Raw genomic sequence first — 21885 nt, forward strand, 5'->3', positions numbered from 1 at the left:
TCGCCGCATTGGCGCTCGCCGCGTCCCCGCTCGCTGCGTGCGGGCTGCAGCCCATGTATGCCGATGGCGCATCGGGCGCCGTCGTGCACAACATCGGCGCGGTGACGATTTCGCCGATCGAGGGCAAGGCGGGCTATCTCGTGCGCAACGCGCTCGCCGACCGGCTCGACGCCGCCGGGACAAGCACGCCGCGCTATCGCCTCGACGTCCGGCTCGATGAAAAGCTCACCGGAATGATCGTCCAGTCCGATGATTCGGTCAGCCGCGAGCGCAGAGTGATGCGCGCGCGGTATCAGTTGGTCGACCTGTCGACGGGCGCCATCATGCTCGACAGCACAGCCGATGCCGACGCCGGGATCGATATCGTGTCCAGCGAATATGCGGTCATCGCCGCAGAGCAGACCGCGCAGGAAAATCTCGGCCAGGACATCGCCAACCAGATCGTCACCCGCGTCGCCACGCGCCTTCGTCAAGAAAATCGCGGCAAAAGGGAAGCCGGAAAGCCACGATGAAGGCGACCCAAAAGACCTTTGCCGGCATGGTCGACCGGGCCCTGCACAAGGTCCGGATATTCTATTTCTGCGGCGCCGACGAAGCCGGCGCGGGCGATGCCGCCGCGCTCGTGACGAACCGGTTGGGCAAGGCCGAAGTCGTTGAAATAACCGGATCAGAACTGAAGCGCGATCCACCGCGCCTGGCTGACGAAGCCAGATCGACATCGCTGTTCGGCGACAAACGGATCATCCGCGTAACCATGTCGGGCGATGAGGCGCATGACGCCATTGCCGCGCTGGCTGCCGATCCGGTGTCCGGCTGGCCGGTGCTGATCGTGGCCGGTGGCGCGACCGACAAATCCCGCGTGGCCAAGCTGCTGACGGATCGCGACGACGCGCTGGTCACCATATTTTACCCCCCTGACACGCGAACGGTTGCCGAAGCCGTGCGAAACGGCGGCGATGCTGCGGGGCTGCGACTGAACAGCCAATTGGCCGAACGGATCGCGCTGGCCGCAGGGCTCGACACGCGCATTGCACGGTCCGAAGTCGAGAAATTGGCGCTCTATCTCGACGCCAGCCCGGAATCGCCCAAGACGGCCTCTGCCAAGGATCTTGCAGCGATCGGCACCGAGGCCGGAGACGACAGCATGGCGCCGATCGTCAACGCGACGCTGGGCGGTTTGACCGACCGGCTCAGACACGAACTGCCCCGGCTTGCCTCTGGAGACATCAATCCGGTGGGGTTGTTGCTGGCCTTCGAACGCCGCGCAGTCCAGTTGGCGCAACTGGCCGCCAGGCTCGGCCCCGGCGGCAACGTGAACGCCTTGATTGAACAGGAAGCGCAGGCAAGACGCATCTTTTTCAAGGACAAAGCCGATCTTATGCTGCAACTGCACAAATGGCGAGGCGCTCGTCTCGAGCGCTTGCTGAACCGCCTTACCCTGTTGCACCGCGCGATGCTGACCGACAGTGCGGGCGCACAGCTGCGGTTGCGACAAGGGCTGGCCGAGATTGCGCGCGCTGCTGCGCGCTGATCCGCCACGCCTTGCCGACCCATGGCGCAGCCCTCATCAGCCACTATGCGCGCACCATCACGCGCACTTTATGCAGCGATGGGTCTGGAAATAAAAAATGACTCCATACGACTTTAAATAAAGCGCCGGTTCAGCGGAAAAAATTAATTTTCTAAAAATGCGCACAGCTACAGGAAATACGTTATAAAATTCCACGGATAATTTTTATTTAATTCACTTATCCGCACCGTCCGCGCTTGCTATGTTTTGAATCAACGCGATTTCTTGATTCGAGCGCAGATGGACGGCGCCCGAATTTTCCCGCGTCGACAAATGGCACGACGGCGAAACGATTAATGTCTACTTTTTCACTTAGCTAATATAGGTCAAAGGTCAGCTTCGCCGGAAATGATGAGTTGAGCACAGTGCACGACGAAGCGACATTTCACCAAGAAACTAGCGGTTGCACCGAATCGGATTTTTCCGTAATTGATGCAACGCAAAATCTCTTGGCGCCAACATTTCAACACGACTTGAGGCTTTGGACAGCAGATGCACGGGGGGCGGGGTGACATGACCATGACCACCAATCATGCCTTTGTGCTGCCGAGCAAAGATGGTGCCGGCACGGGCGACAGGCGCCGCTTCACGTTGCCGCTGGGCCCTTCGCTTGAACGTCGGCGGTTGCAAATTTACCTTGCACTGATGGCGTTCGATGCGGTCGGCATCGCGGTGGCGTTCCTGTCGGTTGGCCGGACTCTCGCCACAAACAATGATCGCAGCATTCTGGCCGATCTGGTACTGCTGTTCATCCCGGTCTATTGGGCCGTCGCCCTCAGCCTGCGACTTTATTCGGTCAGAGCGCTGACAGCGCTCCGCTTTGCGCAATTGCGGGTGGTCTATGCGCTATTCGGAACGGTCACCACGCTGATCTTCATGGCTTATCTGGCACACAGCCCACTCACGGTGGGTCGGCTGCCGATGGGTGTCAACGTGCTGGCAGCGGCCATCGTCTTGGTCAGCATCCGCAGCGTGATGCGCCGATTTGTGCTGCTTCGTTGCGGCCCAACGGCTGAAAACGTTCTCATTATCGACGATGGCGGCGTACCGGTGCGGCTACCTGGCGCTTGGACCATCAAGACGCGTGAACACAATCTCAAACCCGACTTTTGCGACCCCCACATGCTCGATCGGCTGGGCCTGTTCATGACAAACATGGACCGCGTGCTCGTGTCTTGCGAACCCGAACGCCGCGCGGCTTGGGCCATGATTTTCAAAGGTTCGAATGTCTCCGGTGAAATCGTCGATCCCGATGTCCATAGCCTGGGCGTGGTCGGCGCGCGCCGCTGCTATTCCTTTGGCACTCTGGTCGTCTCGGTCGGCCCGCTCAGCGCGCTCGACCGAGCCATCAAGCGCGCGATGGACATCGCGACTGCCGGCTCAGCACTGCTCTTCATGCTGCCGTTGCTGATCTGCGTCGCCATCCTGATCCGCGTCGAGGATGGCGGTCCGGTATTCTTTCTCCAACAGCGTCAGGGGCGAAACAACCGGCTGTTCTGGATCTACAAATTCCGTTCGATGCGCGTCCAGCAACTCGACCTTACCGGAACCCGTTCTGCCAGCCGCGATGACGAGCGCGTCACGCGCATTGGCCGGATCATCCGCCGCACCAGCATTGATGAATTGCCACAATTGATCAATGTGTTGCGCGGAAATATGAGCGTCGTGGGACCGCGCCCGCATGCTATCGGCTCGCTCGCCGGCAACAAGCCGTTCTGGGAAGTCGATCCGCGGTACCTGTTGCGCCATTCACTGAAGCCGGGCTTGACCGGGCTCGCTCAGGTGCGCGGGCTGCGCGGGGCGACGGACACCGAGATCGACCTCACCCATCGGCTTCAGGCCGACCTTGAATATCTCGACGGCTGGACTGTCCTGCGTGATGTGAAGATAATCCTCGGGACAATCAAAGTCCTGTTTCATGACAAGGCGTTTTAGCGCCTGATGCAGCTTTATTGCCGCACACTCTAAACCATCGGTCAACCAACGGCTGACATAACCGATCCGGCGACGAGGGCACGACCGGATGCAATCGCGCACGCTTGCGATAGAAAGTGGAATCATTGGTAAAAGTTCTTGTAACCGGATCGGCGGGATTCATCGGCTTTCACCTTTGCCGTCGCCTGCTTGAAGAAGGCTTTGACGTCGTCGGCTACGATGCGATGACCGACTATTATGATGTCAGCCTGAAACGCCGACGCCATGCGATGCTTCTTCAGTCCGCCCGATTCAAGGCGACCGAGGCGCGACTTGAAGACATGGCGGCTTTGACCAGGGTATTCATCGACGAACGGCCCGATGTCGTGGTGCACCTCGCTGCACAAGCGGGGGTGCGCTACAGTATCGAAAATCCGCGCTCGTACCTCGAAAGCAATCTTGTCGGCACATTCAACGTGCTGGAATGCGCGCGTGAATTTACCATCGGACATCTGCTTATGGCATCGACGTCGTCGGTCTATGGCGCCAGCACAACGATGCCCTACAGCGAAAAGCATCAGACCGATCATCCGCTCACATTTTATGCTGCAACAAAAAAATCAACCGAAATCATGGCCCACAGCTATTCGCACCTGTGGAACCTGCCCACGACCATGTTCCGCTTTTTTACGGTCTACGGGCCGTGGGGGCGCCCCGACATGGCGCTGTACAAGTTTGTCAGAGGCATTTTCGAAGGAACGGCGATTGACATTTACAACCACGGCGAAATGTATCGTGATTTCACCTATGTCGCCGACCTGGTTCACGCCATTCGCCTGTTGATCGATGCCGTACCCGCGCGGACCGATGACCCGACGAATGTTCCCGAATGGGATACGCTAAGCCCATCCGCCCCGTTCCGCGTGGTCAATATCGGCAATTCCGACACAGTGAAACTGACCGATTTTATCGACGCCATCGAGGACGAATGCGGCCGCAAGGCGATTCGCAACTACCTCGAGATGCAAAAAGGCGATGTTCCAGCGACTTGGGCAGACGCAACCCAGTTACGCGAATTGACGGGCTATGCCCCCTCGACTCCGGTTCGGGAAGGTGTTCGCGCATTCGTCAATTGGTATCGCGACTATTTCGGAACATAAAACAAAGCCCCAACCCAGCAATGCGTTGCGGAAATTTCGATTTTGGTGACATAAATATTTGCGTTTTCAACACGATGCATGCCTTATTACGCGCATGAGCTAATCGCCCGATTTTTAATCCGTTTCGGCGTTCCTTTATCGTTTCGCTGTTGCAACATACCCGCAGATGGTGATAAAGAAAGGCTCGACCGGAAATCTGGAGGTTCTCGATGAAAGCCACGCATATCGCTCTCGTTGCATTGGCCGGATTGGGCCTGGCAAACGCTCAACTCGCTCATGCCGATACCATGCCGGGCGCTGCCCTGCCGTCCGTCGTTCGCGCTCACCCTGCGAAAGTAAGCCGCTTGGTCAACAAGCACGAGCAGGCCGGGGTTGCCAGTGATGGTGGCATTTCGGCTGTTGGGTTCGTCCTCGGCGCAGCCGTTTTGGGCGGGCTGATTGTCGGCATCGTCGAAGCCACCAAGAGCAGCAACCCGGTATCGACCGGAGCCTGATTGTCAAATGTAACGATTGAGTTGCTTTAGGCATACTGATTTTTTTAAGAGCTCGCCTGAACGAACATCAGGCGGGCTCTTATTTTGCCCGTCGATCACGCGAATCGGCATGCGGTAGGTTGGCGAGCGCTGCACGAATTTTGAATTCCGCAAGACACTTCAACACCGAGGTTCACTGACACGAACACAAACTGCCCTTCCCCGCTTATCTACCAAAAATTCCCTCAAGTTATGGTGAAGCGCAGGATGCAATGCTCCGAAATTTGGCTACCGCCTGCATGCATTTATATGCATTCATACTTTAAGCCGCTATTTTGACATCAAAGTCGCCAGATTTCACACTGGCTCCAGATTTTTCGCACGTTGCTCCAAGGTGCCGACATGATTTCAGCGCGTCCCCGTTCATCGCGAAATCGCGCCCGGTCAAAGCCAGAGGGAACATCGCGCCGTACACGCTCGGGATTCAGACCAGACCGGCAAAGCGGCCTCGCCGCCCTGATGCTCGGCACGTGCCTCGTTCTGGGAGGAGGAGGCACGAGCAATCCGTCATCCGAGCTTGCACTTGAATTGCTCTTGCCGCTTTTTGGCGTGGCCGTCGCGTGGTGGCCACCGCCCCGTTCAGACGGAAGGCTGGAAACAGCGCGTTGCCCGCGAACAGCACTAGTGATTGCAGCCCTGGCATTGTTAATTCCGGTCGCTCAGTTGCTGCCCCTTCCCCCGCCAATCTGGCACGCCTTGCCCGGACGGCAAGCGGAAGTGGCATCCCTGACATTGGTAAACCAAGCCAATCACTGGATGCCGTTGACGCTCAGTCCGGCCCGTACATTGGCATCATTGCTGGCGATTCTGGCCGAACTGGCCGTTTTTCTTGCAGTCGCGCGCCTCAATATTGCTGGGCGGCTGAGCCTGTGCTTCGCGATCGTCGCAGTCGCGATCGCGTCGGTCATGCTCGGCAGCCTTCAACTGTCACTTGCCGGTGGCTACAGCTGGTCGCTCTATTCCCAATCAAATATTGGGTGGCTGCTTGGCTTTCACGCCAATCGCAATGCGGAAACCGACACATTGCAGGTGGCCATTCTCGCACTTGCCGCGATCATGGCGAGCGTATCGCACCGCCGCCACCTGCAAGCGATCGAACTGACTCTCTTTATGGCCGTGATGACCGGATTCGCGCTTGGAGCGATCCTCACCGGTTCGCGGACCGGCACCTTGCTCCTGCCGTTGACCTACGTTTTTGCGGTATGGATACTATGGCCGACCATCACGCACCAAATGTCGTTCCTGCCGAAGTGGACTCTGCTGATACCCGTTGTTGGCTGCCTCATTTTGGCTCAGACTGAGCAGGTGCAGCATGCCATGAGCCGATTCGGAGGCATTGGCGAGCGGCGGTGGGATATCTGGCACGATACCATCAAGGCGATCGCTTCGGTCTGGCCGATGGGCGGAGGGATCAGCAGCTTCCAGGTTGTCTATGATGCAACCCAGAGCATCGAACGCCTGATCCCCGAGATGGACATGCGCGCCCACAACGACTGGCTGGAATGGGTTCTCGAATCGGGGGCCCCGGGGATCATCGTTCTGACAATCATCTGCATGATTTTGATCGGCAGCGGAGCGCAGGCCCTGCGCTCGGTCATGCGCAGAGGCGCCAGCACGGACTATCGCGCGCAAGTAATCTTCGCAACTGGCACTTTGCTGCACATCGGGCTGCACGGTCTGCTCGATTATCCCATGCGCAGCATGGCACTTGCGGCACTTGCTGGCACGGCCGCAGCAATGCTCATGCCGTTACGGATTCGGGCTCATGCGTCGGAATGACACCATCGGATTCACGCCTCCATGCGTCAGCACCTGATATATTGTGCGCAGCACAAAAAAATGACAAAGATCGTTTCGCAGGCTAGGCTGAAGCTCATATGTGCGGTTACTATCGAAGCATGGTGCGATGGCCGGCAAGGCTTATGACCATGGCAGGCAGATGACGTAGAACGGATGAATACGGTATAACCACGCTAACGAGGCCCAAGGATGCGGTTAAGGGCGGATGCTTTGTCCAGCACAAACCGACCTGGCTGGCTGTCGGAAAAGTGGCATGCCGAATTGAGGAGTAGCTAGCATCGTGAACCTGCCCAAAGTCGCTGCAGCGACCGCAGCCAGTCTTTGTCTCGCTGGATGCGGTCCGCATCTTTACAACCATCTTCCATCGGACGCCCCCGCCTACAAGATGATGCCACCGATTGAGGATGCGGTTAGCCCATCCCAGTACCAAATTGCGCCGGGCGATGAATTGACCTATTCGGTTCTCGGCGAACCGGACATGGCGATCCAGAAGCTGGTCGTTGACGATGCCGGATATATTCAGGTGCCGCTTGCAGGGTCGATCAGGGTCGGCGGCTTGACAACAACGGCCGCCAAACAACAAATCGAGCAGGTGCTGGGCGCCCGTTATATCAAATCGCCCGATGTCACGCTCAACATCACGACCCCGATGCCGCATCTGGTGAACATCGAAGGTGAGGTAACCCAACCTGGCAGCTATGCGGTTACCCGGGATACGACTCTGCTCGGCGCATTGGCCTTGGCAAGGAGCCCGACCAACAGAGCCAGCTTTACCGAAGTTGTGATATTCAGGACGCAAGCTGGCAAACGGCTGGCAGCTCGCTTCAATGTGACGCGCATTCGCGCCGGGGTTGACCCAGACCCGCAGATTCTCGGTGGAGACCTCGTCGTGGTGGGCCTGTCCCATTCCAAGTCGATCTATCGGGACGTCTTGCAGGCTGCGCCCCTGTTCAATGTCTTCACCCAGCTCAAATATTGACAAGGTCCAGCTCCGTGCAGCCCACCCAAAACCATCCCGTCACGGAATACGAGGCGGCTATGTCCAGCCTGCAGACCGCCGATACCGGCACCGAGGAAAAGCAGGGAGCAGACCTTCGCAAGCTGGTGGTTATCGTCCTGGGATATGGCCGATTCATCGGCATGATCCTGGCTTTCTCGCTGCTGGCCGCTCTGGGTGTGACGCTCCTGACCACGCCGCGCTATACCACATCGACGTCGGTTCAGATCGATAACCAGACGGCACAGGTGCTGGGCAAGAGCTCCGGCATGGATGCAAGCGACACGGAAATCGCCAGCGCGGCTGATACCGATCGCTTCCTCCAGACCCAGATGGACATCATCAACTCGCGCGCCATTGCAGAACGGGTCGCGCAGCGGTTGAACCTTGTCGGCGACGTCAACTTCTACAAGGCGGTCGGCAAGCGCGAAGACCTTGCAAAAACACCCAAGTCGAAAATTTTCGACGACACCATCAAGGCGTTGCTCGACCACAAGGTCGCCAACATGCCCCGCAACTCGCGCCTTGCGACGATCAGCTTTACAGCGACCGACCCGGCCCTGGCCGCAAAAATCACCAACGCATGGGCAGATGAATATATCCAGGCCAACTTGCAGCGACGGTTTGACAGCTCGGCGTACGCGCGCGAATTTGTCTCGAACCAGTTGAACGAAGCGCGCGCCAAACTCGAACAGTCTGAGCGTGATCTCAACAGTTACGCCCGCTCTGCCGGGTTGATCAAGACCCATGACGAAAGCGCCCAGGTCGCAGGCGTGGCCGGGATGGTGCCGAATTCGGTGACAACGGCCAGCCTGCTGCAACTCAACATGCTGGCCAATACCGCAGAACAGCAGCGCATCGCCGCAGAGCAACGCTGGAACGCTGTCTCGCATGGTGATCTGCTGAATGCGCCCGAAGTGCTGGGCAATACGACGATCAGCGCCCTGCTGGCGAGTCGGGCACAAATCGACGGCGACCTGCAGAGCGAGCGCGCGCGTCATCTCGACGATTTTCCGACCGTGATAAAGCTCAAGGCGCAACAGGCCGCGCTGAGCAAGCAGATCGCGGGACTTGCGACGAGCATTCGCAATTCGGTCAAACAGCAATATGACGCGGCCCTCGATGCCGAGAACAAACTGAATGCCCAGGTTAGCCTGCTCAAGGGGTCCTCGCTCTCGGAGCAGGACAAGATGGTGCGCTACAACCTTTTGTCGCGCGACGCGGATACCAACCGGTTGCTGTATGACAATCTGCTGCAGCGCTACAAGGAACTGACCGCATCGGCAGGTATCAGCGCGAGCAACATCTCGATCATCGATCGGGCCGAAGTGCCGATCAAGCCAAGTGCCCCCAACATCGTCCAATATCTTGCGATCGGGCTTGTCATCGGCATCCTGCTGTCGGCAATCGCGGTGACCGTGCGGCACCAACTGGATGACGCGATCCATATCCCTGAAGACATCAACGGAAAGCTGGGTATCCCGCTGCTCGGTGTCATCCCGTCGCTTCCGCAGGAAGATCTGGTCGAGGCGCTCAAGGATCCCAAGTCGCATGTCAGCGAAGGGTACAGCTCGCTGCGCAGTTCGCTGCTGTTCTCGTCGCAGCACGGATTGCCCAAATCAATTGCGGTTACCAGTTCGCAGCCGGCCGAAGGCAAATCGACGACCGCATTGGCACTCGCCCAGAGCATCACACGCCTTGGACGGAGCGTGGTGCTGGTCGACGTTGATCTCCGGCGGCCGTCGCAACACGCGATGCTGAACGCGGACAACAAGCTTGGCTTGTCCACTGTCTTGACCCAGCAGGCCGGGCTCGATGATGTCATCGGCCATGATCCGGTAACGAACCTGAGCTACATCACATCGGGCCCGGTTCCGCCCAGCCCCAGCGATCTGATCAGTTCGGATCGCATGGTCCGATTGATCCGCGAACTTGAACAACGCTTCGACGTGGTCGTGCTCGACTGCCCGCCGGTCATGGGCTTTGCCGACGCGCCGCAATTGGCCAACATGGTCCAGGGTACGGTATTTGTCATTCAGGCCGATCGCGGTCGTCGCGGCTCCCTGCGGTCGAGCATGAACCGCTTGCGCGGGGTCCGTGCCAACATCTTGGGCGGCGTGCTGACAATGTTCGATCCGACCAAGGCGGCCAACCGCTACACCGATTACTACGGCTATGATTATTACAGGTATTCCTACTACACTGACGATAAGTGATACAGGGGCGAACGTGGGCAATGTCGTCCTCAGATTGGCAGCCACTCTTGCGCTAGGGGCGTATGCCGGAGTGGCATTGTTCAGCGGGCTGGACCGGCTTGCGGGCGATGTCCCGTCGGTTCCTGCGCCCCAAAACTGGCCCTATGCGCGCAATGCCACCTACAACGCCGCGCAACAGGCCGCCGACCGGCGGCAATGGGGCACTGCCGAATCGCTGATGGCCCGCACTCTGCTGACCGATCCGGTCAACGAACGGGTCATCGGCGGTCTGGGCCGGATTCGCCTTTCTGCGGGCGATCCGGCAGGGGCAGAAGCCGCGTTTAAAGTCAGCGCGCAGCGTGGCTGGCGCGATCCCGCCACTCACGTCTACTGGATGGCCAAGAGCATCGAGCTTGGCGATCTTGGCGCAGCAGCCATCCAGGCCGACGCGTTGCTGCGTGGACCGGTCGAAAACAGTGGCCGCGACAGGATTATCGACCCCTTGCTCGAATATGACGAGGGCCGTGACGCGCTCGCCGAGCGACTGCGCCAATCCCCCCCGTGGGCCGATGTCTTCGCCTATGGCCTCGATCGCGAATCGATCGACGAACTCGCGGCGAGAGCCGATGTGATCGGTCGCGCCGGACGGGGCATCTGGTCATGCCTGGGGACAAGTGGGCTGATCGACCGCCTTCTCGGTGGCGGACAGGTGGACGCAGCACAGCGCGTGCACGATGCGAGTTGCTCGCAAAGCCATGGGCCCGAAAGCCTGGTCAACGATGGCCATTTCATCCGATATATCGCCGACGGCAAAGCCAGTGCGCTGGATTGGGTCGCACCGGAAAGCGGCGATGTCGCAATCAACCCGGACAAGGATCAGGCGGGCCACCCGTTCCTGCGCCTGCGCGTGACCATGCCGGCCACGACGCTCGTCCTGGCCCAACGCGTGATCACAAAGCCGGGCACCTATCGCGTGTCCTGGCGCATGCCCGATACCGATCCGCACGATGCACACGCATTGTCGGTAACGCTGGATTGCGACGCCGATCTTGCCAAGAGCGTGACCGGTGCGCCGCTATCCGGGCGCATCGCAACTTATGCAGCCGACATTCGGTTTGCGGGTGATTGCCCGACCGCCGTGGTCGGATTTTGGGCGGCGCCATCCACGAACGTGACGATCGCCGACGTCGCCCTGTTACGGTTGAAAGAATGACCCCAATGCGCCAGTCACTTTCGTCGCCCACGCCAAGGTCGCCTTCATCAAGGCAGGCCCGGCACCTACCGCGCCATGCGGCGATCTACGTGCTGTGCATTGGTGTCATATCCTTGTTCCAGATCGCGCTCGGCGCCAATCTGCTGGTCTTGCTCGCAATCGACGCGGTCTGCATGGCCGCTGTGTGGCCGATGACGCGTACAAATTTCGATCCGACCGACCTGCTCTATCTGTCACTATGCCTGTATTACGGCACATTTTCTTTAATTCTCAAGACACTGGTTCTCCAACCGGTGCAGATGAACCTTGCCGTTCCCTATCTGACTTCGGCCTATTTGGTGGGCGGGTTCGGCATGATCACCCTGGCCTACCGGACCGTTGGGCGGGTGATGACGCGGCATTATCCGGGCACCCGCCTGCGGACCTGGACATGGCTGGAGCGGTCTTATGCCGATCCGGCATTCCTGGCCCAGTATACCATGCCCATGTCCGTGATCGGGCTGGTATTCACGATTGTGGTATCTCTGACATCTCATACGCCGCAGGAAATCGCCAACGGCTTGGCGGAATCCAATGGTCTTGCATCACTGGGCGCTTTCTCGCCATTGATTCAGCTTGCTCTCGCCATGCAGTTGGCATTGCTGAAACAACGCAACAGCTTTTCGGACCGGGTGCTCATAATTGTCACTCTGACCATCACGCTCGTTCTGACTGTGCTGAACAATCAGAAGGCACTAGCGTTTCTTATGTCGATGACCGGCGTGGTCTTTATCATCGCCTATCGAATCCGGATACAACCACGCTTTATTGTGATGGCAATTACCGCGGCTGCAATCGCATTTCTGTATGTGATCCCGCTGGTCCACATTGTTCGCGGTCTGAATGTCGATAAATCCGAACGCCTGGCCGAAACGGTAAAGATTCTTGACGAGGCCAATTTCAATCCGATCGAGTTGCAGGAAATCGAGGGTAAATTGCCCGGTGCGGATGCCAGTAGCTCTTTGGCCAAACAGATGGACTACCTGTACCCCTATCTTCTCGGCACCGACCGCTTTACCCAGTTGATGCCGATCGACCAGACGGCACGGGCAGACGGTCGTGCTCCGCTGGGCGTGAACGAATACCTGGCAAATACGGCCGAGAACATTCTGCCGAAAAACATTGTCGGTGAACATAAACTTTTCGCGCTCGACGATGAAATCGCTTGGCGCTACTCCATTCGCGAAGACAATACCGTCTCTCGTCCGGCGCTCGGAATGCTGGGCACGGGATATGGCGTGGCGGGACAGTGGGGTCTGCTCCTGCTGGCACCATTTGTCACATTCATTTCTTTTGCGCTTGTCAAATTGGTCTGCAACGGCAGCATTTGGCAAAATCCTTGGGCAATATTTATCGCCTCGTATATCTTTTTCGACGGCGAAGCCGACGTGACCTTGATTACCAGCCTTGCGCGGGGATTCATTCCGCTCGCGATCATTGCCTGGGGCTTTGCCATGCTTCACAAGGTCATGCGAAAGAGCGGCAGTGTTTCGCAAAAGGCCAGACTGGCGCCATGAATACTTTGCCGATCTTAAAGAGCTGTAATTTCGGGCGATTGCACTACCTGCTTACGCCCTGGCAGTCCATTTTGAGGAAAGAACGTGGTTCGCAGATCGCTTGAACTCGATGGCCTCAGGATTGTTGCGGCCTTTCTCGTCCTGCTGTCACATCTCGCTGAAGGACCGGAAAACGGCATTCCGCATTACGTGGGCGTGTTCTTTGACGGCGATATCGCGGTCCTGATCTTTTTCGTGCTCAGCGGCTATGTGATCACCAATCTTTTGGCGCGCGAATTGGACCGCACCGGGACGATCGCGATGGGCCAGTTCTATTTGCGTCGGGCCCTGCGCATATGGCCCGCGTCTTATGCCTATATCGTCGTGGCAACGATTTGCGTCGCCCTGCATTTTGCCACCGCGCAACCCGCACAGATCGTTGTGGCAGCGACCCACTTGTGGAACTATTGCATGACGATCCTGCACGAGGATCAGTCAAGCCAGGGGCATACCATATTCGGCCATTTCTGGTCACTGGCCCTTGAAGAACAGTTCTACTGGACCTGGCCTTTGGCACTCACCCTGCTGCGCGGACGGGCCAGCCGGGTGCTGATATTCATTATCTTGGCCATGCCGTTGATACGCATGACATCCTACGTTCTGTTTCCTGTTTCGCGGGGCCAACTTAACGCCATGTTCCACACCGCGATCGACCCGATCGCGCTCGGCGCCTGGCTTTCCCTCAACGAAGAGCGGGTCAAAGGCTGGCTAGTAAAATTGTCGCCTCGGGCGTTCTACGGAAACATCGTTTTCCTGGTAGTGGCCTGCCCGTTGCTTGCACTGGAATTCCGCGGGCTTTGGGGAATCACCTATGGACGCACGCTAGAAGCTGCGTCGGCTGGCTTTCTGATCATGGCGCTGGCGCATGGTCCTGAGACCGCGCTGGCGCGGTTCCTGCGGACACGGCCCATGCAGTTTGGCGGCCGAATTTCCTACAGCCTGTACGTTTGGCAACAATTGTACAGCTTGCCGGGTTCGATCTTTCCCCAGAATGGCGCCGCCGCGATTGCGCTGTCCCTGGTCACGGCAACAGCCAGCTATGCGTTGATCGAGCGACCATTCCTGATCCTGAAGGACCGCGTGGCGCTGCGCACACGCTCCCAAAAGGTGCTAGGCTGATCATCTCTCCAAACGCCGAATTCGTATCTAAGTTCTTAGCTTCACGATAATATTCACTGGACGCGTCAGGATGATATATGGATGAGGCTCGGACGAAGCTAAGCCCGCGCATCAGTGCCGGTCTCGATGTGGCGCGCGCACTCGCCGCCTCGTACGTTGTGCTACATCATGTCGCCAATGCCAGAGGCTGGTCACATGGCTTGGGCTTGCTCTTTCGTTTTGGGCAAGAAGCTGTTCTGGTTTTTTTCCTCCTTAGCGGCTTTGTTATCTTTGCCAATGAACGAAGCCGCGCGCTAAGCCCGAAAGGTTATTATATCCGCCGTATTCGGCGCATTTATCCTGGCGTCATTATTGTGATAATAATTTCTACAGCCATTGCGATAGACAATGGAGACTTCCTCAAACGTTTCAACTGGTGGGATCTTTTCGCAACACTGGCTTCGCTGCAGGATATCAGTTCTCTCAAGCCAGGCGTGATCGCGGATCCATTCCTTGGCAACGATCCACTCTGGTCGTTGTCATATGAAATGGCGTTCTATCTGGCCTTCCCATTCGTGTTGCGGGCATGGTCACAAAACCCGGGCCAAACCGGGATGATCGTAGGTGTAGTGTGCTGCACCGCTTATGCATTGTTTGTCGCATGGCCCAATCACGCCTGCCTTGTCGTTGCCTATTTTCTCGTCTGGTGGTCCGGGGCGATGGCGGCGGATGCCTATCTTCGAGGCGCTCGGGACTTCCGGGCATTTCTGCCGACGCTGGGTTGGTTGGCGCTGCAGTGCGCAATTTCTGCGGTAGTCGTCAAACTGGTCGGTTACAAAGGGCTGGGATTCTATCCGTTCCTGCCGTTCCGGCACTTCGCGGCAGGACTTGCGATGTTGATCGTGTTTTCGTCCCCTGTGGGGAAAGTGGCCGCGAACTGGTGCCTGCCGATCGCTCGGCCAGCCGCATACTGCGCATCGATCTCGTATGGCCTGTACGTTTTACACTATCCGATCCTGGTGGATTGGGACCGCGCAAAATCGCCAGCTGGCCTTGCGATGGCCGCAGTCCTGCTGATCGTCAGCGCCTATCTCGCCGATCGACAACTCAATATCTATCTTCCGCGCGCGCCGCGCAATTGAAATGCCACAAGACACATCCTCCACTCTGCCCTCAAAGCGACGTCGGCGAATGCGCGCGGCGATGGCGATCATGGCCATCACGGCTGCGCTGCTTGGCGCCGCGGAATGGCTCGCGCGATGCGAGGGCTTTGGCAACCCGCCGCTCTATCGCGCTGCCGCTTCCGGCTATGAGCTTGTTCCGGGCCAACATCTGGTGCGACTGGGGCATCCCGTGGCGATCAATTCGCTTGGCATGCGGGGGTCAGAAGTCTCACCAAACCCGCAGCCCGGCCTATGGCGGGTCATGGTACTCGGCGACTCGGTCGCCAACGGCGGGGTCCAGCTTGACGACGTCCAAACCTTTCCGGCCGTCACGTCGCGCCTGTTGACCAACGAAGGCTGCCGGAACGAAATGCTCAATGCATCGGCTGGCGGCTGGTCGCTGTTCGACGAAATCGCATGGATTCATCAGCACGGCCTGTTCGGCGCCCGGACGCTGGTCTGGGTGATCAACTTCATGGACCTTGATCAGCCCCCCAGTCCATCCACCATTCTTGACCATAACGCTTCGTTTCCCACCCATCCGCCAGACACCGCGCTGGGCGAAATCCTGTTTCGTTATGCCCTGCCCAGACTTGGCCTGCGCCCCAGTGCCGCCGATAACGGGTCAATCATGGGCACTCAATTCAGCCGGAAAGACTTTGACTCGGCGCGCGCGCTCGTGACCGCGACGAAGCGGGAAATGGATCGACGCGGCGTGCGCATGATAGTCCTCTATCACAACGGCAGTGCGCCGATGCCTGAAACCCGCAAACAGGCCGAAGCACTATTTCTGGCGCAGCTTCATGCCGAGGGAATACCCGTCGCAAAGACTGAACTGAGCCAAAGCCCGAATGCCGCGTCTCTCTATCTCGACGGCATACACCCCAATGCGCGCGGCGCCGCATTGATCGGCACGCAGTTGGCGAGCACTCTTTTCAGGGAATGTCCGCAACGACCGTCAGGCCATGGATCCTGAACCGCATGATACCTGCCCATCATTCTTCAGACGACTCCGGCATATAGCTTCAGATACTTTGCCGCCGCATCATCCCAGGTAAACTCCGCTGCGCGCTGGCGCCCCAACACCACGCATTGCGCCCTCGCCCCCTCGTCATCGATCAGGCGCATCATGGCGGCGGCCCAATCCTGCGGATCATCCGCATCGCAATACAGTGCCGCTGCGCCGCCAATTTCGGGCAGGCATGTCAACGGACTCGACACCACCGGACAACCATGCAGCATGGCCTCCAACAGCGGCATGCCGAACCCTTCGAAGCGTGAGGGGTAGAGCAGCGCGACAGCGGATTCGTAAAGCCCGGCAAGTTCATCGTCATTCGCACGCCGCTGGACGATCGCCCCCGCCAGATTGGCGCCGGCGATCAAGGCCTGTTCGGCCTCGTTGAAGGCTCCGCCGCCAACGCAGACCAGTTTGACATCGCCAAAGCGATCGCACGCCCGGAATGCCTCGATCAGGATCGCAAAATTCTTCCGCTCTTCCCGCGCACCGACATAGAGAAAATAGGGATGATCATAAGGCGCGGGCACCGGGTAGGCGGATATGCTGCGCACACCGTGCTTGATGACAACGGCTTTGCCCGCCAGTTTTGGCCAGTGTTCGCGCAGATCGTTAAACGTATTGTCCGAAACGCAGACGATCGCATCGCTGCCTTCCATCGCGCGACGCTTGAACCCACTCCGAAACGCTCCAAGCGCACGCACATCAGGACGCTCTGTCCACATGTCATGTAACGTCACGACTTTGGGAAAGCCTGAAGGAATCATGTCGATGACCGGATATTGGGTGCGATGGACCACCGCACGCCCACGCGACCGCAGATACTGGCGAAATTTCCATTCGTTCTCGCTTGCGCTGACCAGGCGCCCCGGCAGTTTCCCTTCGAAATCCCCGATCACACGCTCTTCCGCGCCGAGTTCCGCCGCGATTTGCGGCAATTGCTCACAGCCATGACGCCCGGCCCAAACCGTCCAATCCGCGCCGCAGCCATGAAGTGCGCGAACCAGTTCTATCATGACCCGAGCCACCCCCCCGTAATTCTGGATCGAGAAAAGCTCGGGTGAAAATACAACAGGGGCAACGGTCACAAGCATACTCGCATACAGTTTAACGGAACACGCCGGATTTGCTGCCATGGCCCAAACCGATCCGCGCCATTGCCTACCAAAATTTGGGTAAATTGCATAGCCTGTCGATGAATTACGCGCGCGGATGCCATCATCGCTCGCCATGCCGACACAAATCGGATACCATCGTATCAGCTTTCTTGTGCGCGGCACCATGACTTGAAATTCAGGCGTGCGGCACCCTCCTCCTGATCTATCAGGGGGCAAACGCGGCGATGGCGCGCTTCCCATCGCACCGGAAAGTCGCTATAAAGACGCACAGACAATCAGGATGAGTTTGTAAAGATGGCTGAACAGCGCATTGATAGCCGAACCCTTCTGATCAACGCCTTGCGCAAAAGCCCCACCATCCTCAATCTAATTTGGCGCACCAGAGTCAATTACCACAAGACTCGGCGACAGATATTATTGCGAAAGCCAGTAATTGAGTCATCCGATTCATTGCGTAAGGCGATAGAGGAAGGCTTGCCATTTGCCGCAGGCAAGATGGGTTCTGTCGAATGCCGGGCGGGCGCGACATTCCTGAAGCGGCGTAGCGCGAAGCTGGCGGGCAAGGCTCCCCCCCCCTACCCCCAGCACCAGGCGACAAGCCTGCACCTCAATGCCGGTGTCTTCCCGCAGAACGACGCAACTTTTGACGCTTTTTTCGAGATCTATCTCGATGCCGTCGAAAATTGCAGCATGTTGATTTCCTGGAATGTCGAAGGCGAGCTCGAAATCCTGCGCAGTCTCAAAAGCGTTCCGACGCTTGTTACCATGCCGACGCTGGATCCGTTTGAAAGCGACACGCCGTGGACGGCATCGCTTGCCGGAAAGCGCGTGCTGGTCGTGACGCCCTTTACCGATTCCGTTGAACGGCAATATGCCAAGCGCACGCTGATCTGGAAAAACCCGGACATGCTCCCTGAATTCACTTTGACGACGGTCCGGGCTCCCTTGAGCGCGGGCCTGGGCGTTGCGCGCGATCCGGACTGGTTCAGCGCCGTTTCACGCCTGAAGGCAGAAATGGACGCCAAACCTTATGACGTTGCACTGATCGGCGCGGGCGCCTTTTCGCTGCCACTGGGCGCGCACGCCAAAAAGCAGGGCAAGGTCGGGGTTCATCTGGGCGGCAGTACGCAAGTGATGTTTGGCGTGTACGGCGACCGCTGGGTCAAACAGGACAGCTTTCGCAACCGGATCAACGAACATTGGTGCCGCCCGGGCGAATCGGAAACGCCCGGTAACGCAACCGCAATCGAGGGCGGATGCTATTGGTGACCCGGCCAATGTGACGGGATGTGCTGAACGGATCGCCGATGGGGCACGTCAGGGCAGAGCCCGCGGCAGACCGATGGCTTCGCGGATACCTTCGTGTGTTTCGCGCAGGCCCCACCGGGCAATCCGGTCGCGGCTGGCCTGCGCCATGCTTCGCCGCAAGTCCGGCTTCGCGATCAATTCGCGCATGACGTCGGTCAATCCGTCAAGATCACCATCGCCGACCAGATACCCGTTGACGCCCGGCTCCACCAGTTCGGGCGCACAACCGCACTTTTCGCCCACCACCACCGGCAGTCCGGCGGCCATCGCCTCGTTGACGATCAATCCCCATGGCTCACCCGTGGACGGAAACAGGAAAACATCCGAACCGCCGAGCAGCGCGGGCATTTCCGCCTGGTTGACGAAACCGGTGAAATGCACGGCCAGTTCGGGATGAGCCGCGGCGAGCTGCCGCAATTCGGCATCCATCTCGCCCGAACCCGCCATGACGAGATGCAATTTGCGCCCTTCGCCGGCCAGCCGCGCAGCAGCCATGATCGTCAGGTGCGGTTGTTTGCGCTCCATGAATTTCGACGCATAGACGAATACCGGGCACGCATCATCGGTGCATCCCCATGTGCTGCGCAGCGCCCGGCGCGCCTCCGGCGTCAGGTGGCTATCATCGCGAAAGCGCTCGTTGTCGACGGTAAACGGGGTATCGACCAGCTTGCGATCGGGCACGCCCCACTTTTTGTAGAACGCGCCGTTGCGTTGCCCGGATACCAACATCCGATCGCAGGCCGCAAAGAACGTCTTGACGTAGATGCGCTTGGCCAGACTGTCCCGTTTGGCGTGCATCAGTTCGACATTCGAATCCGAACGGGTCAGAACCCGCGCGCCGGTCAGCTTTGCGGCTGCGACCGCCAGCACATTGCCCGCCAAGGCATACCCGTTGACGATGACGGCATCGAAGCGTCCGCGCAAAATCTTCCAGAATATTTCCGGTACAAACGTCGCCTTATAGCGCGAAGGTTCGATCGTACCGAAATTCTTCCCGACGAATTCGGATTTATAACCCGATAACAAGTCGATGTTCCACCGCACGCTCGTTCCGAATCCGGGATCAAAGGCCGCACGGATGGATTGATCGCTGAAGTAATACACTTGCAGATCGATATCCGGATCGGTGGCCAGATGCCGGTAAAGCGGAACGAAATATTGTATCGGATGGCTGATCACAATCGCAACCCGGCGCTGTTTGCGAATCTCAGTCATGGTTGTCCATTTCCTTTGGGAATGCCGTCAGCGCGTGTTGAGAGAGATCAAGGACGGACATGGGGCGATGTCTGGCGCATACGGATCAACCGCGCCGGATTTCCGCCCTGCACCGTCCACGCATCGACATCGCGCACCGCGACAGCCCGCGCGCCCAGAACGGCGCCATCGTTGATCGAGACGCCCGGCCCGACAAAGGCATCGGCCGCCACCCACACATGATCACCGATCACGATCGGCTTCAGGATCAATCGGAAATCGGGGTCATCATAATCATGGCTGCTGGCGCATAAATGGGCGCCCTGGCTGATCACCGAATTGGCCCCGATCGTGATCGCTCCCTGATTGTACACCCTGACGCGGGGGCCGATGACCGACCCGGACCCAAGGGTCAGGTTTGCGGGATGCCACACGATCGCGGATCCGTAAATTTTCGCACCGGGCGCGATTTTTGCGCCGAAACCACGCAGCAGCAAGGCCCGCCAGCGGTGCAGCGGCGGCGGGGTCCATGCGCCCAGGCATTGCCACACGACCATCCAGAGCGTGCGTTCGACGCGGTTACGCAACGAAAAACTGGGCCCGCTCAGGCGGACGCCGGAGCGCGCCGAATTGAGCGGACCGTTACCGTCGGTCATCGCCAAACTCCTCCAATCCGGAAAATCCGCGTCTCACAACCCATCAGCCCCATCAGCGACGTTTGGAAATCAAACGCAACAGCGGCTTTTCCACCGCCACATGGAACGCGATTCCCGCGATCACCCCCGCCGCCACGATCGCCAGCCACCAGACAACGCCCGGCAACGGCACATGCCGGGCAATCACCACAGCGACTTTGGTCAGTGCAGAAACCACCACCAAATGGACGAGGTATATCGAATAGGATGCGTCGCCCAAGGCCGTCAACGCAGGCGGCACGACCAGTGCGCCACGGCGCTCGAGCGAGATCAACCCGAGCGAAAGTGCTGATGCACCAAGACCATAGCACCACAGCGCGAGAGGCAATGCATGGTCGGCCGGGTAAATGTCGGACCAGGTCCAAGCGAGTGCAAACAGTCCGGCGCCCGTTGCCACGAAGATCCGGTCACCGCGAATTTCGGAGGTACGCTGAACTTGCCAGGCGACAACCATACCCATGGCGAACAACAGGTGGACCGGATCGAACACGAACGATGCAGGATAGGGCATGGCAACCAATGCGGCTGCTACACACAGCACCAGCCAACCCGCAATGACCGCCATACCAAAGCGCCAGCGCCACAGCATCACCGCAAACAACACATAGAACAGCATTTCACGCCGCAGCGTCCATTCAACCGAAAGCAGGGGCTCCTTTATGGTCGGATCGACCGGGCCAGCGGCAAAGGCGTTGATCGTCTCGACCGCGCTTGGGCGCACCCCGGCCGCAAGGTTCGGGAAAGCCGCCAGGATAACCAGAACGATACACAGCATGGCCCACAGCGGCGGATAAATCCGGCGAAACCGCTTCCACGCGAACGAACGCACCGCCCCATCTCGTCCCAGGTCGCCACGATGGGCCAGCACCATGACCAGGCCGCTGAGCACAAAAAAGAATTCGACCCCGCTGCCACCGGCACGAAAGAATATCGCGGGCTCATGTCCGAAATATTTTGGCAATGCGCAAACCATGTTGGCATGAAACGCGACAACTGACAAAGCCGCCAAGCCCCGGCCCGCCTGAAGAACGCGATAGTTGTGACGAACCTCGCCCATACATTGCCCCCTGCTGGCATTTTGCCGCCGTCCGATTATCAGCCAATGCCATCTTCGGCCACCGATCGATGGATGTCGCCGGGCGGGGCATACACGCTTCCCATGCTGCGGCGCAAGATAGACCTGAAACGGCATGATGCCGGGCGTGGTCAATTGAATCGCTTGGATTGCGGCAATTTTCACGGTTATAGCCGTACCCGGCACGTCGATCCATGTTTTCGAACTCATGGCTCTTCTCGCAAGAGCGTAAATCGCAGCAA

Annotated in this window: 18 protein-coding genes; 14 read left to right on the top strand and 4 right to left on the bottom strand. The window is 58.7% G+C overall.

Annotated elements, in window-relative coordinates:
• Positions 1-53 precede the first annotated feature (53 nt).
• The 13 genes from lptE to AQZ50_RS15380 all read left to right on the top strand — a co-directional run bounded on the left by lptE (position 54) and on the right by AQZ50_RS15380 (position 16214).
• On the top strand, positions 54-512 hold the full coding sequence (gene lptE / locus AQZ50_RS15320; protein WP_082703692.1) for an LPS assembly lipoprotein LptE: 459 nt from the start codon (positions 54-56) through the stop codon (positions 510-512).
• Positions 509-1531: a DNA polymerase III subunit delta gene (gene holA, locus AQZ50_RS15325; protein ID WP_067747491.1), complete on the top strand. Its 1023-nt coding sequence runs from the start codon at positions 509-511 to the stop codon at positions 1529-1531. The genes lptE and holA overlap by 4 nt, the downstream gene beginning before the upstream one ends.
• A 552-nt stretch (positions 1532-2083) precedes the next feature.
• Positions 2084-3505: a sugar transferase gene (locus AQZ50_RS21030; protein WP_231730330.1), complete on the top strand. Its 1422-nt coding sequence runs from the start codon at positions 2084-2086 to the stop codon at positions 3503-3505.
• 125 nt (positions 3506-3630) lie between these two features.
• Positions 3631-4644, top strand: a complete 1014-nt coding sequence (locus AQZ50_RS15335; protein WP_067747493.1) for an NAD-dependent epimerase/dehydratase family protein — start codon at positions 3631-3633, stop codon at positions 4642-4644.
• Between the two features lie 209 nt (positions 4645-4853).
• The gene (locus AQZ50_RS15340) at positions 4854-5138 is read left to right on the top strand and encodes a hypothetical protein (RefSeq protein WP_067747494.1); all 285 of its coding nucleotides are present in this window, start codon (positions 4854-4856) and stop codon (positions 5136-5138) included.
• A 663-nt stretch (positions 5139-5801) separates the two neighbouring features.
• Complete coding sequence (locus AQZ50_RS15345) at positions 5802-6956, top strand: O-antigen ligase family protein (protein ID WP_197412513.1); 1155 nt, start codon at positions 5802-5804, stop codon at positions 6954-6956.
• 301 nt (positions 6957-7257) lie between these two features.
• On the top strand, positions 7258-7956 hold the full coding sequence (locus AQZ50_RS15350) for a polysaccharide biosynthesis/export family protein (RefSeq protein ID WP_231730331.1): 699 nt from the start codon (positions 7258-7260) through the stop codon (positions 7954-7956).
• 59 nt (positions 7957-8015) lie between these two features.
• Complete coding sequence (locus tag AQZ50_RS15355) at positions 8016-10190, top strand: GumC family protein (protein ID WP_067747574.1); 2175 nt, start codon at positions 8016-8018, stop codon at positions 10188-10190.
• Between the two features lie 70 nt (positions 10191-10260).
• Positions 10261-11382, top strand: a complete 1122-nt coding sequence (locus tag AQZ50_RS15360) for a hypothetical protein (protein ID WP_067747498.1) — start codon at positions 10261-10263, stop codon at positions 11380-11382.
• A 5-nt stretch (positions 11383-11387) separates the two neighbouring features.
• Positions 11388-12938: a hypothetical protein gene (locus AQZ50_RS15365; RefSeq protein ID WP_156427390.1), complete on the top strand. Its 1551-nt coding sequence runs from the start codon at positions 11388-11390 to the stop codon at positions 12936-12938.
• 84 nt (positions 12939-13022) lie between these two features.
• Positions 13023-14096: an acyltransferase family protein gene (locus AQZ50_RS15370; protein ID WP_067747502.1), complete on the top strand. Its 1074-nt coding sequence runs from the start codon at positions 13023-13025 to the stop codon at positions 14094-14096.
• A 77-nt stretch (positions 14097-14173) separates the two neighbouring features.
• Complete coding sequence (locus AQZ50_RS15375) at positions 14174-15217, top strand: acyltransferase family protein (protein WP_067747504.1); 1044 nt, start codon at positions 14174-14176, stop codon at positions 15215-15217.
• A 49-nt stretch (positions 15218-15266) separates the two neighbouring features.
• Positions 15267-16214, top strand: a complete 948-nt coding sequence (locus AQZ50_RS15380; protein ID WP_231730332.1) for a hypothetical protein — start codon at positions 15267-15269, stop codon at positions 16212-16214.
• A 26-nt stretch (positions 16215-16240) separates the two neighbouring features.
• Here AQZ50_RS15380 and AQZ50_RS15385 read toward each other — a convergent pair whose 3' ends face one another.
• On the bottom strand, positions 16241-17536 hold the full coding sequence (locus tag AQZ50_RS15385; protein ID WP_197412514.1) for a glycosyltransferase family 4 protein: 1296 nt from the start codon (positions 17534-17536) through the stop codon (positions 16241-16243).
• 129 nt (positions 17537-17665) lie between these two features.
• Here AQZ50_RS15385 and AQZ50_RS15390 point away from each other — a divergent pair, with 129 nt between their 5' ends.
• Positions 17666-18640, top strand: a complete 975-nt coding sequence (locus tag AQZ50_RS15390; protein ID WP_156427391.1) for a hypothetical protein — start codon at positions 17666-17668, stop codon at positions 18638-18640.
• Positions 18641-18688: 48 nt separating this feature from the next.
• On the opposite strand, the gene AQZ50_RS15395 is transcribed toward AQZ50_RS15390, so the two are convergent.
• The 3 genes from AQZ50_RS15395 to AQZ50_RS15405 are packed head-to-tail and all read right to left on the bottom strand — an operon-like array spanning position 18689 to position 21853.
• Positions 18689-19894, bottom strand: a complete 1206-nt coding sequence (locus AQZ50_RS15395) for a glycosyltransferase family 4 protein (protein ID WP_067747512.1) — start codon at positions 19892-19894, stop codon at positions 18689-18691.
• Positions 19895-19941: 47 nt separating this feature from the next.
• Entirely contained in the window at positions 19942-20529 is a 588-nt protein-coding gene (locus AQZ50_RS15400; RefSeq protein ID WP_067747513.1) for an LbetaH domain-containing protein, read from the bottom strand.
• Positions 20530-20581: 52 nt separating this feature from the next.
• Positions 20582-21853 carry an acyltransferase family protein gene (locus AQZ50_RS15405; protein ID WP_197412515.1) on the bottom strand — a complete coding sequence of 424 codons (1272 nt, stop codon included), beginning with the start codon at positions 21851-21853 and terminating at the stop codon, positions 20582-20584.
• Positions 21854-21885 lie beyond the last annotated feature (32 nt).

The sequence above is a fragment of the Novosphingobium sp. Fuku2-ISO-50 genome (assembly GCF_001519055.1).
Taxonomy (GTDB): domain Bacteria; phylum Pseudomonadota; class Alphaproteobacteria; order Sphingomonadales; family Sphingomonadaceae; genus Novosphingobium.

Bases quoted from the DNA above. Each gene is read 5' to 3' on its own strand.
- lptE (WP_082703692.1), top strand. From the start codon at position 54: ATGTATGCCGATGGCGCATCGGGCGCCGTCGTGCACAACATCGGCGCG.
- holA (WP_067747491.1), top strand. From the start codon at position 509: ATGAAGGCGACCCAAAAGACCTTTGCCGGCATGGTCGACCGGGCCCTG.
- AQZ50_RS21030 (WP_231730330.1), top strand. From the start codon at position 2,084: ATGACCATGACCACCAATCATGCCTTTGTGCTGCCGAGCAAAGATGGT.
- AQZ50_RS15340 (WP_067747494.1), top strand. From the start codon at position 4,854: ATGAAAGCCACGCATATCGCTCTCGTTGCATTGGCCGGATTGGGCCTG.
- AQZ50_RS15355 (WP_067747574.1), top strand. From the start codon at position 8,016: ATGTCCAGCCTGCAGACCGCCGATACCGGCACCGAGGAAAAGCAGGGA.
- AQZ50_RS15365 (WP_156427390.1), top strand. From the start codon at position 11,388: ATGCGCCAGTCACTTTCGTCGCCCACGCCAAGGTCGCCTTCATCAAGG.
- AQZ50_RS15375 (WP_067747504.1), top strand. From the start codon at position 14,174: ATGGATGAGGCTCGGACGAAGCTAAGCCCGCGCATCAGTGCCGGTCTC.
- AQZ50_RS15380 (WP_231730332.1), top strand. From the start codon at position 15,267: ATGCGCGCGGCGATGGCGATCATGGCCATCACGGCTGCGCTGCTTGGC.
- AQZ50_RS15385 (WP_197412514.1), bottom strand. From the start codon at position 17,536: ATGGTGCCGCGCACAAGAAAGCTGATACGATGGTATCCGATTTGTGTC.
- AQZ50_RS15390 (WP_156427391.1), top strand. From the start codon at position 17,666: ATGGCTGAACAGCGCATTGATAGCCGAACCCTTCTGATCAACGCCTTG.
- AQZ50_RS15395 (WP_067747512.1), bottom strand. From the start codon at position 19,894: ATGACTGAGATTCGCAAACAGCGCCGGGTTGCGATTGTGATCAGCCAT.
- AQZ50_RS15400 (WP_067747513.1), bottom strand. From the start codon at position 20,529: ATGACCGACGGTAACGGTCCGCTCAATTCGGCGCGCTCCGGCGTCCGC.
- AQZ50_RS15405 (WP_197412515.1), bottom strand. From the start codon at position 21,853: ATGAGTTCGAAAACATGGATCGACGTGCCGGGTACGGCTATAACCGTG.